Raw genomic sequence first — 16,489 nt, 5'->3', positions numbered from 1 at the left:
AGAAGTAAGCCTCCTTTTCCATCAGAATAACGACTTGTACAACTTTTGTACAATCTTTAAAATCGTTTATGCATATAAAATTTATATTTATTCAATTGCTATTATGTGGGTAAATATATATTATAGAAGAAAAGCAACTATTCGACATATTCCACATGTTGTGGATAACAGTTCATAACAAGGGTGGAAAACATGTCCACAACTTTTCCACAATATGTGGATAAAGATGATATGTGGAAAAGTAATTAAGAGTGAAAACAAAAATATAATATCAAAGAATAACGGTTGTTGCAACGGATTTTCGAAACTTATCCACAATCACTACACCTTGTGGAGTAAAGTTTTCCACAACACAAGATGATGTGTACCACTTGTCGATAAGCGAAGTGGATTATTAAATTTGTCGAAAAAACTTATCCACAATACAAAAAACGACTTTTTATGAATAAAACCTTAGAAAAATGTCGTAGTTTTGTTTAAGTGTTTGAAAATGAGGAAGGGATTAAGATAATCGGTACTTTAAGGAGAGGTAGAAAGCTATCCATAAAAAAGAAGAAGGAAAGTATCGATTTACTATGGACAAGTGGACAGCAACAATATTACAATGGAGAAGATTTTAAGAAGACTGTTGAGAAAAGGATTTAGGAAGAGCATTTATTATTTTATAAATAACATTGCAATTTCTACTTATTTTCATTATAATAGTTAGGACTGTCTTTTTCAGTTATTCCTCGAGGAGGTGTTTATAGATGAAAAGAACTTACCAACCAAACAGACGTAAGCGTAGCAAGGTACACGGTTTCCGCTCTCGTATGAGCTCAGCAAACGGACGTAAAGTTTTAGCTCGTCGTCGTCGTAAAGGAAGAAAAGTATTATCAGCATAATAGACCACTGAGACGTCAGTGGTCTTTTTTTCACTTAATGGACAAGTTTGCCTCTAATCCTTTATGGAATTCATGGTGGAAACGTGCCTGAAAAAGGGTAGGAGTGTTGAAATGAAAAAAAAATATCGGATCAAGAAAAATGAAGAGTTTCAAAAGGTTTTTCAAAAAGGACATTCATTTGCGAACCGTCAATTTGTTATATATGTACTAGACCAACCAGAGCTTCAGCATTTCCGTGTTGGTTTTTCCGTCGGTAAAAAAATTGGAAACGCTGTTACTCGAAATCGAGTAAAGCGATTAGCTCGTCAAGTCATGTTTGAAATTGCCCCATATCTCAAACAGGATAAAGATTATATTGTGATAGCTAGAAAACCAGCAGCCGAGATGGAATATGAGGAAGTGAAAAAAAGTTTACAGCATGTATTTAAAAGAGCGAAGCTTTATCATCATAGGCTCAACAGTTCACGAACTGAAGAAGAGAACTCTCAATAAATGTTGTTTTTCTACTATATCCTTATATAATGGTGTTTGACAAACTTTCAGTTTTGGAAGTTGGAACTTATTAAAGGAGGAGCAAAGGTGAGAAAGAAAGTTTTACTAGGAATTACACTTGTCTTTCTTTTGACGGTTTTGGCTGGATGTACGGAAATTAATCAGCCAATTACTGCTGATAGCAAAGGCTTTTGGAATGAGTATGTCGTTTATCCACTTTCTATGGTAATCGTATACTTTGCGAATTTACTTGGTAGCTACGGTTTTTCCATCGTCATTGTTACTATTCTAATTCGATTATTAATTTTACCTTTAATGGTTAAACAAATGAAAAACACAAAAGCAATGCAGGTTTTGCAACCTGAAATGCAAAAATTAAAGGAAAAGTATAGCTCAAAAGATGCAAAAACTCAGCAAAAGTTACAGCAAGAGACCATGCAACTTTTCCAAAAGTACAATGTAAATCCTCTAGCGGGTTGTTTTCCAATCTTAATTCAGATGCCAATATTGATTGGTATATTCCATGCTATTACTAGAACTGAAGAGATTGCAAACAACAGCTTTTTATGGTTTGACTTAGGTTCACGTGACCCATATTTTGCATTACCAATCATTGCAGGAATTACAACATTTATTCAACAGAAGATGATGATGGCGGGAAATGCAAATCAGAATCCTCAAATGGCTATGCTTTTATGGTTAATGCCAATTATGATTGTGGTTTTTGCAATTAATTTCCCAGCAGCTTTATCATTATATTGGGTTGTCGGAAACATCTTTATGATTGTACAGACGTATTTTATCAAAGGACCAGATTTAAAAGCAGGCTCAGCAACCCCTCAAGGAGCTAAAAAATGAAAGATATAACGGTAACAGCTCCAACTGTTGAAGAAGCCGTCAATCAAGCTCTTTCAAAGCTAAATATTTCAAGAGAAAAAGCAGAGATTACCGTTGTTGAACAAGGGAAAAAAGGTTTCTTAGGGATTTTTAAAGGTAAACCTTTTGTTGTTCATGTGAAAAAAATAATGGATCCTGTTGAAGAAGCTGTATCATTTATTAAAGATGTAACAGCGCAAATGGGAATTGAAGCAGCAATTGAAGTGAAAAAAACATCAAGACAATGTGAAATTCATATCTCAAGTTCTTCGATTGGTCTATTAATTGGTAAACGTGGACAAACGATTAACGCACTCCAACTTTTAACACAACTGGTAGCAAACCGTTATAGTAAACACTATTTTAAAATTACTCTGAATGCAGAGAATTACCGTGAGAGAAGAGAAGAAACACTGGTTCAGTTAGCGGAGAAAATGGCCCATCAAGTACTACGCACAAATCGATCCGTGCAGTTAGAAGCTATGCCTGCACATGAGCGAAAAGTTATTCATCAAGCACTTGCTAAGAATAAAAAAGTAGAGACTTTATCCGTTGGAGAAGAACCAAAGCGATGTGTACTCATGCGTCCTGTACATTCAGTCTTTAAAAGCACTAATCACTTGTGATTAGTGCTTTTTTTATGTGTAAAAAAACAAAAACAAAAGATAGCAATTGTTATTCACATGTGGATAAGTTAAAATAATACGTACTGTTTATTTTGAGGTTGTGCATAACTGCTATTCGTTTTTTTTATTGATTGAATTGTGGTATCCTAGTTAGTTGATTGCCTTAATTTTAATAAGGTATGTTTTTGTTTTTATAAAAATGTGAACGATAGTAAAAAATCGTTTTAATAATAGCATAATTAGTCCAAAGGGATGAGGTGAAACTCAAATGTTAGATTTTGATACTATTGCTGCAATTTCTACTCCAATGGGAGAAGGCGCAATTGCAATTGTAAGATTAAGTGGAGAAGAAGCGGTAAGTATTGCGGATCGTGTTTTTAAGAGTGTTTCAAATAAAAGATTAAATGAAGTACCTTCTCATACCATCCATTACGGTCACATTGTTGATCCTAAAAATGGACAAACGATTGAAGAGGTTATGCTTTCTATTATGAAAGGCCCTAAAACGTTTACGAGAGAAGACATTATTGAGATTAACTGCCATGGAGGAATTGTTTCTGTGAATCGTGTGTTGCAGCTTGTTTTGGCAAATGGCGCACGTCTGGCAGAACCAGGGGAGTTTACAAAGCGTGCTTTTTTAAACGGTCGTATCGATTTATCACAAGCAGAAGCAGTCATGGATTTAATTCGTGCTAAAACAGATAAAGCGATGAATGTAGCAATTGGACAGATGGAAGGTCGACTTTCTAACTTAATCCGCCGTTTGCGTCAAGAAATTCTTGAAACGCTTGCTCATGTGGAAGTAAACATTGATTACCCTGAATATGATGATGTTGAAGAAATGACCCATCTTGTATTAATTGAAAAAGCGACTCGAGTTCGAAATGAGATTGATAACCTTCTACAAACATCTCAGCAAGGTAAAATTTTACGTGAAGGGTTAGCAACAGTGATTGTAGGTCGTCCAAACGTTGGTAAATCTTCACTTTTGAATAGCTTAGTTCAAGATACTAAGGCAATTGTGACAGACATTCCTGGAACTACTCGCGACGTAATTGAGGAATATGTTAATGTTCGTGGCGTACCACTACGCCTAGTAGATACAGCTGGAATTCGCGAAACAGAAGATATTGTTGAACGAATTGGAGTAGAGCGTTCTAGACAATACTTACAAGAAGCGGATTTAATTTTACTTGTTCTCAATTATAATGAAGAGTTAACAGACGAAGATCGTAAACTGTTTGAAGCAGTTAAAGGAATGGATTACATTGTCATTGTTAATAAGACAGACTTAGAGCAAAAACTAGATATGACTGCAGTGAAAAATCTTGCTGGAAATCGTTCAGTTGTCACAACTTCTCTGTTGCAAGAACAAGGGATTTCAGAGCTAGAGGAAGCTATTTCTTCTCTGTTCTTTACTGGAACAATTGAGTCACAAGATTTAACTTATTTATCAAATACAAGACATATTGCATTACTAGCACAAGCACAAAACGCAATCAATGAAGCAATTGAAGGAATTGAAAGTGGAGTTCCAATTGATATTGTTCAAATTGATTTAACAAGAACGTGGGAGCTGCTTGGAGAAATTATTGGTGATGCTGTACATGAAAGTTTAATTGATCAGCTATTTTCTCAATTTTGTCTTGGGAAATAAAGAATTGTTAAAAGGAGGTTATTCTTATGCATTATGAAGGTGGACAATATGATGTAATTGTTGTTGGAGCTGGACATGCTGGATGTGAAGCTGCACTAGCTTCTGCACGAATGGGTGCAAAGACATTAGCTTTAACAATCAATTTAGATATGGTTGCATTTATGCCATGTAATCCATCTGTAGGTGGTCCTGCAAAAGGGATTGTAGTAAGAGAGATTGATGCACTTGGTGGAGAAATGGGACGAAATATTGATAAAACTCATATTCAAATGAGAATGTTGAATACAGGTAAAGGTCCTGCTGTACGTGCTTTACGGGCGCAAGCAGATAAATTCGCTTATCAGCATGAAATGAAAAAAACCTTGGAAAATGAAAAGAATTTAACACTTGTTCAAGGTATGGTTGAAAAATTAATCGTTGAAGATGGTGTTTGTACAGGAGTTGTGACGCAAACAGGAGCGGAATATAAAGCAAAAACAGTTGTTATTACAACAGGTACGTTCCTTCGTGGAGAAATCATTCTAGGAGAACTGAAGTATTCAAGTGGTCCTAACAATCAACAGCCTGCTATTAAGCTATCGGAACACTTAGAAGAGATTGGTTTAGAGATGGTACGCTTTAAAACAGGTACGCCTCCGCGTGTTAATAGCCAGACAATTGATTACAGTAAAACGGAGATTCAGCCTGGTGATGATGTGCCACGGGCTTTTTCATATGAAACTACACAATTCATTACAGATCAACTACCTTGTTGGTTAACCTATACAAGTGAAACAACGCATCAAATTATTGACGATAACCTTCACTTATCACCGATGTATTCTGGAATGATTAAAGGGACAGGCCCACGCTATTGCCCTTCAATCGAAGATAAGGTTGTACGCTTTAATGATAAACCGCGTCATCAAATCTTTTTAGAGCCTGAAGGACGTCACACTCAAGAAGTGTATGTACAGGGTTTATCAACAAGCCTACCAGAACATGTCCAGCGTAAGATGCTTGAAACAATTCCTGGGTTAGAAAAAGCTCAGTTGATGCGTGCTGGTTATGCAATTGAGTACGATGCAATTGTACCAACGCAATTATGGCCAACATTAGAAACGAAAAAGGTAAAAAATCTGTATACAGCAGGTCAAATTAATGGAACATCCGGCTATGAAGAAGCGGCAGGTCAAGGTTTACTTGCAGGTATTAATGCTGGTTGTCGTGCTTTAGATAAGGAAGAGCTAATTTTAGGTCGAGCAGATGCTTACATTGGTGTTTTAATCGATGATTTAGTAACAAAAGGTACCAATGAACCATATCGTTTATTAACATCAAGAGCAGAATATCGTTTACTTCTTCGCCATGATAATGCGGACTTACGTTTAACAGATGTCGGATATAAGATTGGTTTAATTAGCGAAGAGCGTTATGCTTCATTCCAGGCTAAAAAGGCAGAGATTGAAGCTGAAAAAAATCGTCTGCATGCAGCAATTATTAAGCCAAATGAGCAAGTACAAAGCGTAATTCGAAGCGCTGGGGGTAGTGAATTAAAAGACGGTATTCGAGCCCTTGAGCTATTGCGACGACCAGAGATGACATATGATCATATTAGTCAGCTTGTCCCTGCAGAAACTGAAATCCATCCAGAAGTAGCTGAGCAGGTTGAAATTCAAACAAAGTATGAAGGTTACATTCAAAAATCATTGCAGCAAGTTGAACGTTTGAAGAAGTTAGAAAACAAAAAAATCCCTGATTTAATTGATTATGATGCTATTCATGGTTTAGCTAACGAAGCGCGCCAGAAATTAAAAGAAGTACGTCCTTTAACAGTAGCTCAAGCATCACGTATTTCAGGAGTTAACCCAGCGGATATTTCGATTCTTCTCGTTTATATTGAACAAGGTAAAATTGCAAAAGTATCAAACGACTAACTTATTGGTAAAGGAAAGGGTAACGCAATGAATATTTCACAGTTTCAACAGTTGCTAGAGGAAAAAGGAATTACTCTTTCTTCCTCTCAGCTTGATCAATTTGAACGTTACTATAAAATTCTCGTTGAGTGGAATGAAAAAATGAATTTAACGGCTATTACAGAGCATGGTGAAGTGTATGAAAAACATTTCTATGATTCTGTATCAGCAGCTTTCTTTCAAGACTTTCACTCTATTGAGAGCGTTTGTGATGTAGGAGCAGGTGCTGGTTTCCCAAGTATTCCATTGAAAATCTGCTTCCCTCACCTTCACGTTACAATTGTGGATTCGTTAAAAAAACGAATTACATTTTTAACACATTTAACCGAGGAGTTAGGTTTGGAAAATGTGTCACTTTATCACGATCGAGCAGAAGAGTTTGGGAAAAAAGAAGGAATTCGTGAATCCTTTGACTTAGTAACAGCTAGAGCTGTAGCTCGTATCTCAGTTTTAAACGAATTTTGCCTACCTCTTGTAAAAGAAAATGGTCGATTTATTGCCATGAAGGGATCTTCTGCACCTGATGAATTAAAAAATGGCGAAAAGTCCTTTAAAGTATTAGGTGGAAAAGTACAAAAAATTGAACATTTCCAGTTGCCATTTGAACAAAGCGAACGTTATATTGTTTTAGTAGATAAAGTAGCAAAAACGCCGAAGAAATATCCAAGAAAACCAGGAATGCCTATTAAATCACCACTTGAATAAATGGGATAAAAGGCACGTTAATGTAAAGAATGTTTCTTGTGAAACATTCTTTACATTAACATTTTCCTAGAGCAAAGAAGGATATTAACGACAAATATCGAATTAGTTTTAAGGCGGGATTTTCCTGAAGGTGGTGTAGGATTATGAAATCTGCTTTTTCACGTTTTTTTAATTTAAAAGAAAAAGATGAAGCTATCTCGGTAGCCTCAGAAGAACCTCAAATTGAAAATGTCGAAAAAGTTTCAAAAGATGAAGTAAAGCAAATTTTGGTTTCAAGTATTACTCCCAATCGCTATCAGCCACGTACGGTTTTTAATCAATCTAAAATAGAAGAGCTAGCACTTACTATTCATACGCATGGTATTATACAACCAATTGTTGTTCGACCGGTCAATGATAATGAGTATGAGTTAATTGCTGGTGAACGTCGCTGGCGAGCAGTTCAGTCACTTGGTTGGGAAAGAGTTCCTGCTATTATAAAAGATTTTAATGACACTGAGACAGCGTCAGTAGCATTAATTGAAAATTTACAAAGAGAAGAGTTAACGGCGATTGAAGAGGCATTAGCCTATGCGAAATTACTAGAGTTACATAATCTTACGCAAGAAGCTCTTGCTCAGCGACTAGGCAAAGGCCAATCAACAATTGCAAATAAACTTCGATTATTAAAACTTCCTTCTCCTGTACAAGATGCTATTAAACAAAAGTTAATTACAGAAAGACATGCACGAGCACTTATTCCTCTGAAGAATGAAGAAAAGCAACTTCAACTTTTAAATGACATTATCGAGGGTAAGCTTAATGTGAAACAAACGGAAGAACGTGTAGCTAAACTATTAGAAACACAGGTGAAAAAACCAAGAGCAAAACGAAAAGCATTCAGTAAAGATACTCGTATTGCTATGAACACAATTCGTCAGTCTTTAACAATGGTTAATGATAGTGGAATTAAGCTGAATACAGAAGAAGAGGAATTTGAGGAGTACTATCAGTTTACGATTAAAATTCCAAAGAAATAAAGATTAAAATAATCCTCATCTGCTTACGATGAGGCTTTTTTATAATTAGTTTAAGCACGAACTGAAAGTAAGAACAATAAATGGATGGGAAATGAAAGCAGGTGACAACTTGGGGAAAATAGTGGCGGTTGCTAATCAAAAAGGTGGAGTTGGAAAAACGACTACTGCTGTCAATCTAGGTGCATGCTTAGCGCAGCATGGTCAAAAAGTACTGTTAGTAGATGGTGATCCGCAAGGAAATGCAACAAGCGGTGTAGGAATTGAAAAAGCAGATGTAGATGCTTGTGTCTACAATGTTGTTGTAGAAGATATGGATACAAAACAGGTCATTTGCCCAACAGCTGTGGAAAACTTATCAATTATCCCTGCAACAATTCAATTAGCAGGTGCAGAAATTGAACTTGTTTCAACTATTTCCAGGGAAGTACGCTTAAAAAGGGCATTAGAAACAGTAAAAGATCAGTATGATTATATTATTATTGACTGTCCCCCTTCTTTAGGTTTATTGACATTAAACGCTTTAACAGCAGCAGATTCAGTATTGATTCCTGTTCAGTGTGAATATTATGCGCTAGAAGGTTTAAGTCAGCTACTTAACACAGTAAGATTAGTACAAAAACATTTAAATCATCACCTTCGAATTGAAGGTGTCCTATTAACAATGTTAGATGCACGCACGAATTTAGGACTCCAAGTTACTGCTGAGGTCAAAAAGTATTTCCAAGAACGTGTTTACCAAACAATTATTCCACGAAACGTTCGTCTTAGTGAAGCACCTAGTCATGGTGCACCAGTTATTTTATATGATTCAAAGTCTAGAGGGGCTGCGGTATACATGGAACTTGCGAAGGAAGTGATATATAATGGCGAAAGGATTAGGTAAAGGTATTAATGCTTTATTTTCGGGGGTAGATACACAAGCTACAGATTCAATTCAAGACATTGATATTAATGAATTAAGGCCAAATCCTTATCAACCGCGTAAAACGTTCCAGCAAGAAGCAATCGAGGAGTTAAAGCAGTCCATTTTACACCATGGAATTCTACAACCGATTGTTGCTAGAAGAAGTATTAAAGGATATGAAATCCTAGCTGGAGAACGTAGATTTAGAGCAGCAAAAGAAGCAAACTTAACAACGGTCCCTGTTATTGTAAAAGATTTTTCAGAAAAGCAAATGATGGAGTTGGCGTTGCTTGAGAACTTGCAGCGTGAAGACTTGACTCCAATCGAAGAAGCAATGGCTTACCATCTTCTTATTGAAAAACTTGATATGACACAAGAGCAATTGGCAGCTCGCCTAGGCAAAAGTCGACCGCATATTGCCAATTATCTACGTTTGTTACAGCTTCCAGAAGAAGTGCAAATGTTAATTTCAAATAACGAAATTTCAATGGGACACGGTCGTACATTAGCTGGATTAAAAAATAAATCATTACTTCCAAAAGTAATTAAAAAAATAAAAACAGAGCACTTAAATGTTCGGCAATTAGAGGCGTACGTTTCTCACCTTAATCAATCTGTTTCACGTGAAACAAAGAAAGAAAAACCTCAAAAAACAAAAGATATCTTTATTAGAGAAAATGAAACAAAGTTGCAGGAAAAACTAGGTACCCCCGTAAATATTACGAGAACCAAGAAAAAAGGAAAGATTGAAATTGAGTTCTTTACTCAAGATGATTTAAATCGCTTATTAGAGTTATTAGAACATATTTCAATTGAGCAAAAATAAAAAGGTTGTCCTAATTATTAGGACAACCTTTTTATTTTTCATACTCTAATTGATAACTATGAGATGACAAAGAGACAGAGGGTCCTCTATGAGTTTGATAAGCATATTGAATACTAGTAGCAATTAATTCTGCAATGCTCATGACTAAATAAAGTCTTGTATTTTGTAGTACAAAAAACTCCATAAAGCCACTTACATTTACAATTCCAGTCATATGAATATCACCCACAGGAGGTAACTCTTTATTTACGCCCGCACCAGGCTTTACCGGCCCTATTCCCAATGAAACAGATCCTACACTCTTCATTCTTCCTAAACAAGCATCAATGCCGATAATAAAAGGGTTATCAAATTCCTTTTGAATCATTTTTAAAGTATCTTTTAAATTAACAGCATGAATGGGATCTTTTAATGTGCCATATATATGAAAATGAGAAAGGCTTTTTTCTTTTAATTTCGTGCCTACTAATGGTCCTAATGAATCTCCAGTTGAGCGGTCTGTTCCGATACAAACAATTACGACCGGTCTAGCAGGATCAGCTGGAAGTAACAACCCTAGCTGTTTACTTAATTGTTGAGCAGCAAATTCTTCATCATGAAAAATACGAATTGAACGTGATGTTTTCTCAAAGAAGGAGGATTTTAGATTCATAGGTTCCACTCCTTATACATAGTAGTAACAGTATACGAAGATTTTTAATATTCTATACATACATTTCACTTAAAGGAGGAATTTATGTTGAAGCAGGGCTTTAAATGGATGTTTCTTATTTTAGGTACAATTATTGGAGCTGGTTATGCATCTGGAAGAGAACTTTGGCAATTCTTCGGCGAAGAAAGTGGACTGGCTCTGCTTTTATTCACTATTATCTTCATTATTTGTTGTCAAGTAATTATGAGTATTAGCTTTCAATTGAAAACAAATCAATTTTATCCATTGCTTATTGAAGTGTTTGGAAAAAGGTGGGCTTTCCTTTATGATAGCTTAATCATTTTTTATTTATTTTCAACAACAGTTATTATGATTGCAGGTGGAGGCGCTACGTTAGAAACATTTCAGCTTCCATACTGGTTAGGCATTATGACCTTTAGTTTATTAATTATCCTGGTGTTTATTAGAGGTATTCAAGGAATGCTCTCTATTAATTCTTATATTATGCCTGTACTTGTTATCGGCTTAATTAGTGTACTTCTTTTTTTTATTTTAAAAAGCCAGCATATTTTAGATATTGACTGGCGTCATCAACATAATTGGTCTTCAGGTTTTACTTTTACGGCTTTAAATATTCTCCCTCTCGTTGCAGTTCTCACAACCATTGGAAATGAGATTAAAACAAAAGTAGAAATTCATATTGCTTCCATAGGGAGTGGTTTGCTAATTGGTGGTTTATCCTTTGTTTATAATGAATCACTTTTACAGGTTTCAGATTTGTTACCAGACTACGAAATTCCGTTATTTGCTATAATGAAAAGTTTTCCGTTTTTTATGCTAATTATTATGAGTATCTTATTGTTAGTGGCTATCTATACAACAGCAGTATCAGGGATACTAGGTTTAACAACTAGATTTCGCAGGAATGAAAATACCTCATTATGGAAAATGGCCATTATATTTGTCATCATTATGATTCCATTTACAAAACTCGGATTTTCTAAGTTAATTGCTGTTTTATACCCTTTATATGGTATGGTTAATCTATTCTTATTAGCCGCTTTACTAGTTTATCCAATACGAAATATCTACAAAAATTAAATAAAACTTGCTAAAATAAACTAAAATATTATGACAATCATGAGAATGGGAGCTTGCAGCATGGAATCAATTCAAGCCTTTTTAAAAACGACGTTTCAGACGTTCTTTAAAGAAGAGACGTGGGCTAATATAGGGATAGGTTTTATTAAAATATTACTCATTATTATCGTTTCAATGTTATTAATTCGATTTGGGAAAATGTTTTTAAATAAAATGATAGAGGTTCGGACAAAAAGTCCACTGCGTATTTCAGAGCGAAGAGAAGCAACGTTAGTACGTTTAATTCAAAATGTATTTACCTATGCAGTTTATTTTATTGCGCTTGTTATGATTCTAGAAACGATGACAATTGAGGTAAAGGGATTATTAGCAGGAGCAGGAATCGTTGGTTTAGCAGTAGGGTTTGGTGCTCAAAATTTAGTAAAGGATGTTATTACAGGTTTCTTTATTATTTTTGAAGATCAGTTTTCTGTAGGAGATTATGTGCGAATTGGTACATTTGAAGGTACTGTGGAGGAGATTGGTTTGCGGACAACTAAAATTAAAAGTTGGACAGGAGAAATTAATATTTTGCCTAATGGAAGTATTATAGAAGTGACCAACTTTTCGCTTCATAACAGCATTGCATTTGTAGATGTTAGTATCTCATATGAAGAAGATATTCAAAAAGCGGAAAAAATTATTCTAGAACTCTTAGAAGAATTGCCTGGGAAATATGAAGATATGGTAAAAACACCAGAATTACTAGGAGTTCAAACAATGCAAGCAAATGAAGTTGTTATGCGCATTACAAGTGAAGTGAAACCAATGAGGCATTTTCACATATCACGTATGATTCGTAAAGAAGTAAGAATGAGATTAAATGAACATGGTATTGAAGTTCCGTTTGCGAAGATGATTATGTATAATCGTGGTGAAGATCCTAAAAATGTATTAACTCATCGAGAAAATCAAGGAGGTCACAGTAATTGAATCAAAAAGAATTTGGTTTAAATGACATTGTAGAAATGAAAAAACCCCACCCTTGTGGAGAGAATAGATGGAAAATAATTCGAATGGGAATGGATATTCGAATTAAATGCGAAGGCTGTGGTCATAGTGTCATGATTCCTCGTAAGGATTTTGCTCGAAAAATGAAAAAGATCTTAGTTAAACATGAAGAATAACTGAAAAAGTAATTCATATACATACTGAACTAGGACAGGCTTTTCCAATCAATAAAGCTTGTGTTTTCAAATGTGAATTACTATAATTGTGAAAGGTTAACTGGTTTTCGGTTATATAAAAGAGGAGTGAATGATCATATGGCTTTAACAGCTGGAATTGTTGGTCTTCCGAACGTAGGAAAATCAACTTTATTTAATGCAATTACACAAGCGGGAGCAGAGTCTGCTAACTACCCTTTCTGTACAATTGATCCGAATGTTGGGATTGTAGAAGTTCCTGACGAGCGTTTAGATAAACTTACTGAGCTTGTAAAACCTAAGAAGACAGTTCCAACAGCATTTGAATTTACAGATATTGCAGGAATTGTAAAAGGTGCGAGTAAAGGTGAAGGATTAGGAAATAAATTTTTATCTCATATTCGTGAAGTAGATGCAATTTGTCACGTAGTGCGTTGCTTCGAAGATGAAAATATCACTCACGTTTCGGGGAAAGTAGATCCTATCTCAGATATTGAGACAATTAATTTAGAGCTAATCCTAGCTGACTTAGAAACTGTGGACAAGCGTATTGGCCGTGTTCAAAAGATGGCGAAACAAAAAGATAAAGAAGCAATGTACGAATATGAAATCTTAGAAAAGCTAAAAGAAGCGTTTGAAGCTGGACAACCTGCGCGTTCTGTTTCATTTACTGATGAGCAATTAAAGCTTGCTAAGCAGCTACACCTTTTAACAATTAAACCAATTCTGTATGTAGCGAACGTATCAGAAGATGAGGTAGCGGATGCGTCATCAAATCAATATGTAGCAAAAGTACGTGAATATGCGAAAGAAGAAGGCGCAGAAGTAATTGTAGTTTGTGCTCGTATTGAATCTGAAATTGTTGAGCTTGAAGGTGAGGAAAAAGAAATGTTCCTTGAAGAGCTTGGAATTGAGCAATCAGGTTTAGACCAACTAATTCGTGCCACTTATGATTTATTAGGTCTTGCAACATACTTCACAGCTGGTGAGCAAGAAGTACGCGCATGGACGTTCAAAACAGGTATGAAGGCACCTGAATGTGCTGGTATTATTCATACAGACTTTGAGCGTGGATTCATCCGTGCTGAAACGGTATCTTATGAAGATTTATTAGCAGCTGGAACAATGGGAGCTGCACGTGAAGCAGGAAAAGTTCGTCTTGAAGGAAAAGAATACATCGTTAAAGATGGCGATGTTATGCATTTTAGATTCAACGTATAAAAAGTACGGCTTTAAGCCGTACTTTTTCTTTTAAACGAAACTCTTTTAATATCATTGCGTTTCGAAAGTTTACATGATATAATTTTAAATCGTGAGTAATATAATTATTGCTCCTTGCCCGTTTAGGGCCGTTAGACCAAAAGGAGGTGACAGTGATGAGAAAGTATGAAGTAATGTACATCATCCGTCCAAACATTGATGACGAAGCAAAAAAAGCATTAGTTGAGCGCTTTAACGGTGTTTTAACTGACAATGGTGCAGAAGTTGCAAACGTTAAAGAATGGGGTAAACGTCGTTTAGCTTATGAAATCAACGATTTCCGCGATGGTTACTACATGATTCTTGACGTAGCAGCGACTTCAGAAGCAGTTTCTGAGTTTGATCGTCTTGCTAAGATCAACGAAGACATTATCCGTCATATCGTTGTTAAACAAGAAGCTTAATTTATCGTTTAAATAAATAGTTTTTTCCTTAAGGAGTGGTTCTGATGATGAATCGCGTAATTCTCGTAGGACGCTTGACGAAAGATCCTGAATTACGTTATACCCCCAATGGAGCTGCAGTTGCAACATTCACACTAGCAGTCAACCGCGCATTTACAAATCAACAGGGTGAACGTGAGGCAGACTTTATTAACTGTGTCGTATGGCGTCGTCCTGCTGAAAATGTAGCAAACTTTTTGAAAAAGGGTAGTTTAGCTGGTGTTGATGGACGTTTACAGTCTCGTAGTTATGAAGGACAAGACGGTCGTCGAGTTTATGTAACAGAGGTTGTGGCAGAAAGTGTGCAATTCTTAGAACCAAAAAGTGGTGGCGGGGATATGCAACGCAATAACTTTGCTAACACTGGTGGATCTGGACAAGGCTCTCCATTTGGAGATAATCAGAACCGTAACTCAGGTAATCAAGGTTATACTCGCGTTGATAATGATCCATTTGCAAATAATGGTGAAACAATCGACATCTCTGATGATGACTTACCATTCTAAAAAGTGATAAGTGCGAAGTATACAATCGGATAGAGTTTAAAAGGGAAGGAGGCGTATTTCAATGGCAGGTGGACGTAAAGGTGGACGTAACAGACGTCGTAAAGTTTGTTTCTTCACAGCAAACGGCATCACTCACATCGACTACAAAGATGTAGATATGCTTAAAAAATTCGTTTCAGAGCGTGGTAAAATTTTACCTCGTCGTGTAACTGGAACAAGCGCTAAATACCAACGTAAATTAACGATCGCTATCAAACGCGCTCGTCAAATGGCATTATTACCATATGTTTCAGGTGAATAATGAATATAAAAAGAGACAGTGAGGACTTCCTTGCTGTCTCTTTTTACATCTAAATAGATAAACTGGTGAAATAGTTGCTTCTCTTGTATTGAATCGATACAATAAGTAATAGTTTATACAATACGAGGTGAAGTTGTGAAAGGGATTCGTTATATTACCGAAGGAGCAGCACTTTTAGCCCTTTTTGTAGCGCTGTTGTTGTTTCTCCTATACATACCGGTTATTGGTGGGTTTTTAACTCTTGCTCTTGCTGTACCGTTTATTGTTTATACAGTTAGACATGGTGTGAAAAGATCCATTCTGTTTTTTATTGTATCTTTATTGTTAACATTATTATTTGGGACAGTTGTAACATTACCAGCAACAATGGTTTTTGGTATAAGCGGTATTGTAATTGGCTACTTGTATCAACAGAAAAAAGCGCGATACAGCGTATTGTTAGGTGGAACCATTGCTTTTAGCCTTGCATTTTTGCTAATGTTTGTGCTATCAAGTTTGCTTATGAATGTTAACTTAATTAGTGAAATGAACAATGCGTTGAATCAGTCAATTGATCAAAGCGTTGATATGATGAAAAGTTTAGGACAAACCGTTACAGATGAACAGATTCAACAGTTGGAACAAACCATTACAACTTTTAAATATTTACTTCCACTGTTTATTGTCATGTTGGGGGTTGTTTGTGCCTTCTTTTCTCAGTTAATCGCTGCATCTGTATTAAAGCGTTTGAAGCATGATATTGAATCATTTCCACCATTTCGTGAACTGCAATTACCTAAAAGTGTAATTTGGTACTATTTAATTGTATTAATTTTATCATTTCCTTCATTTAATTTTGAAGAGGGATCATTTATGTTTATCGCCATCTTAAATTTAGCGATGGCCTTGCAAATGTTAGTCATGTTACAAGGATTTTCTTTTATCTTTTATTTTTCATATCAAAAAGGTTATTCGAAAGCAATTCCAGTGATTGTAACAATTTTGGCATTTATTCTGCCAATTCTCCTTCAATTTGTACGTATCTTAGGTATAATTGATTTAGGATTTAATTTACGTAAGCGTATTGGGAATGTGGATAAATAAAAGTTAATGTGGAAC

19 protein-coding genes are annotated in these 16,489 nt (G+C 35.6%); 18 read left to right on the top strand and 1 reads right to left on the bottom strand.

The genetic code is table 11. From position 1 onward, the window contains the following. Positions 1-749: 749 nt before the first annotated feature. The 10 genes from rpmH to NIZ91_21095 all read left to right on the top strand — a co-directional run bounded on the left by rpmH (position 750) and on the right by NIZ91_21095 (position 9,944). Positions 750-884, top strand: coding sequence for a 50S ribosomal protein L34 (gene rpmH / locus NIZ91_21140; GenBank protein USY55171.1), 135 nt, complete (start codon positions 750-752; stop codon positions 882-884). Between the two features lie 111 nt (positions 885-995). Then, positions 996-1,376, top strand: a complete 381-nt coding sequence (gene rnpA / locus NIZ91_21135; GenBank protein ID USY55170.1) for a ribonuclease P protein component — start codon at positions 996-998, stop codon at positions 1,374-1,376. A gap of 87 nt (positions 1,377-1,463) precedes the next feature. Continuing rightward, positions 1,464-2,234 (top strand): YidC family membrane integrase SpoIIIJ, encoded by a 771-nt coding sequence (spoIIIJ, locus tag NIZ91_21130; protein ID USY55169.1) that lies wholly within the window; start codon positions 1,464-1,466, stop codon positions 2,232-2,234. Beyond that, a complete protein-coding gene (locus NIZ91_21125; GenBank protein USY55168.1) occupies positions 2,231-2,878 on the top strand; it encodes a protein jag in 648 nt (215 codons plus the stop codon). Before spoIIIJ ends, NIZ91_21125 begins: the two co-directional genes overlap by 4 nt. A gap of 268 nt (positions 2,879-3,146) precedes the next feature. Then, on the top strand, positions 3,147-4,535 hold the full coding sequence (mnmE, locus tag NIZ91_21120; GenBank protein USY55167.1) for a tRNA uridine-5-carboxymethylaminomethyl(34) synthesis GTPase MnmE: 1,389 nt from the start codon (positions 3,147-3,149) through the stop codon (positions 4,533-4,535). A 26-nt stretch (positions 4,536-4,561) separates the two neighbouring features. After that, complete coding sequence (gene mnmG / locus NIZ91_21115; protein ID USY55166.1) at positions 4,562-6,451, top strand: tRNA uridine-5-carboxymethylaminomethyl(34) synthesis enzyme MnmG; 1,890 nt, start codon at positions 4,562-4,564, stop codon at positions 6,449-6,451. Between the two features lie 27 nt (positions 6,452-6,478). Next, positions 6,479-7,195, top strand: a complete 717-nt coding sequence (rsmG, locus tag NIZ91_21110; GenBank protein ID USY55165.1) for a 16S rRNA (guanine(527)-N(7))-methyltransferase RsmG — start codon at positions 6,479-6,481, stop codon at positions 7,193-7,195. 143 nt (positions 7,196-7,338) lie between these two features. Then, complete coding sequence (noc, locus tag NIZ91_21105) at positions 7,339-8,214, top strand: nucleoid occlusion protein (GenBank protein USY55164.1); 876 nt, start codon at positions 7,339-7,341, stop codon at positions 8,212-8,214. Positions 8,215-8,323: 109 nt separating this feature from the next. After that, positions 8,324-9,097 carry an AAA family ATPase gene (locus NIZ91_21100; GenBank protein USY57251.1) on the top strand — a complete coding sequence of 258 codons (774 nt, stop codon included), beginning with the start codon at positions 8,324-8,326 and terminating at the stop codon, positions 9,095-9,097. Beyond that, on the top strand, positions 9,078-9,944 hold the full coding sequence (locus tag NIZ91_21095; protein ID USY55163.1) for a ParB/RepB/Spo0J family partition protein: 867 nt from the start codon (positions 9,078-9,080) through the stop codon (positions 9,942-9,944). Before NIZ91_21100 ends, NIZ91_21095 begins: the two co-directional genes overlap by 20 nt. Positions 9,945-9,975: 31 nt before the next feature. On the opposite strand, the gene yyaC is transcribed toward NIZ91_21095, so the two are convergent. After that, positions 9,976-10,596: a spore protease YyaC gene (gene yyaC / locus NIZ91_21090; GenBank protein ID USY55162.1), complete on the bottom strand. Its 621-nt coding sequence runs from the start codon at positions 10,594-10,596 to the stop codon at positions 9,976-9,978. 84 nt (positions 10,597-10,680) lie between these two features. Here yyaC and NIZ91_21085 point away from each other — a divergent pair, with 84 nt between their 5' ends. From NIZ91_21085 to NIZ91_21050, 8 genes are all read left to right on the top strand, one after another. Next, entirely contained in the window at positions 10,681-11,697 is a 1,017-nt protein-coding gene (locus tag NIZ91_21085; GenBank protein USY55161.1) for a hypothetical protein, read from the top strand. A gap of 60 nt (positions 11,698-11,757) precedes the next feature. Beyond that, positions 11,758-12,669: a mechanosensitive ion channel family protein gene (locus tag NIZ91_21080; protein ID USY55160.1), complete on the top strand. Its 912-nt coding sequence runs from the start codon at positions 11,758-11,760 to the stop codon at positions 12,667-12,669. Further along, the gene (locus NIZ91_21075) at positions 12,666-12,863 is read left to right on the top strand and encodes a DUF951 domain-containing protein (GenBank protein ID USY55159.1); all 198 of its coding nucleotides are present in this window, start codon (positions 12,666-12,668) and stop codon (positions 12,861-12,863) included. The genes NIZ91_21080 and NIZ91_21075 overlap by 4 nt, the downstream gene beginning before the upstream one ends. A gap of 138 nt (positions 12,864-13,001) precedes the next feature. After that, entirely contained in the window at positions 13,002-14,102 is a 1,101-nt protein-coding gene (gene ychF, locus NIZ91_21070) for a redox-regulated ATPase YchF (protein ID USY55158.1), read from the top strand. 155 nt (positions 14,103-14,257) lie between these two features. Next, positions 14,258-14,545, top strand: a complete 288-nt coding sequence (gene rpsF, locus NIZ91_21065) for a 30S ribosomal protein S6 (protein ID USY55157.1) — start codon at positions 14,258-14,260, stop codon at positions 14,543-14,545. A gap of 44 nt (positions 14,546-14,589) precedes the next feature. After that, positions 14,590-15,090 (top strand): single-stranded DNA-binding protein, encoded by a 501-nt coding sequence (gene ssb, locus NIZ91_21060; protein USY55156.1) that lies wholly within the window; start codon positions 14,590-14,592, stop codon positions 15,088-15,090. A gap of 61 nt (positions 15,091-15,151) precedes the next feature. Beyond that, positions 15,152-15,391, top strand: coding sequence for a 30S ribosomal protein S18 (gene rpsR, locus NIZ91_21055; protein ID USY55155.1), 240 nt, complete (start codon positions 15,152-15,154; stop codon positions 15,389-15,391). 135 nt (positions 15,392-15,526) lie between these two features. Next, entirely contained in the window at positions 15,527-16,474 is a 948-nt protein-coding gene (locus NIZ91_21050; GenBank protein ID USY55154.1) for a YybS family protein, read from the top strand. Positions 16,475-16,489 lie beyond the last annotated feature (15 nt).

Source organism: Bacillus sp. 1780r2a1, from assembly GCA_024134725.1.
GTDB classification, from domain to species: domain Bacteria; phylum Bacillota; class Bacilli; order Bacillales; family Bacillaceae_H; genus Priestia; species Priestia aryabhattai_A.
This window is presented reverse-complemented; position numbering and strand designations above follow the sequence as displayed.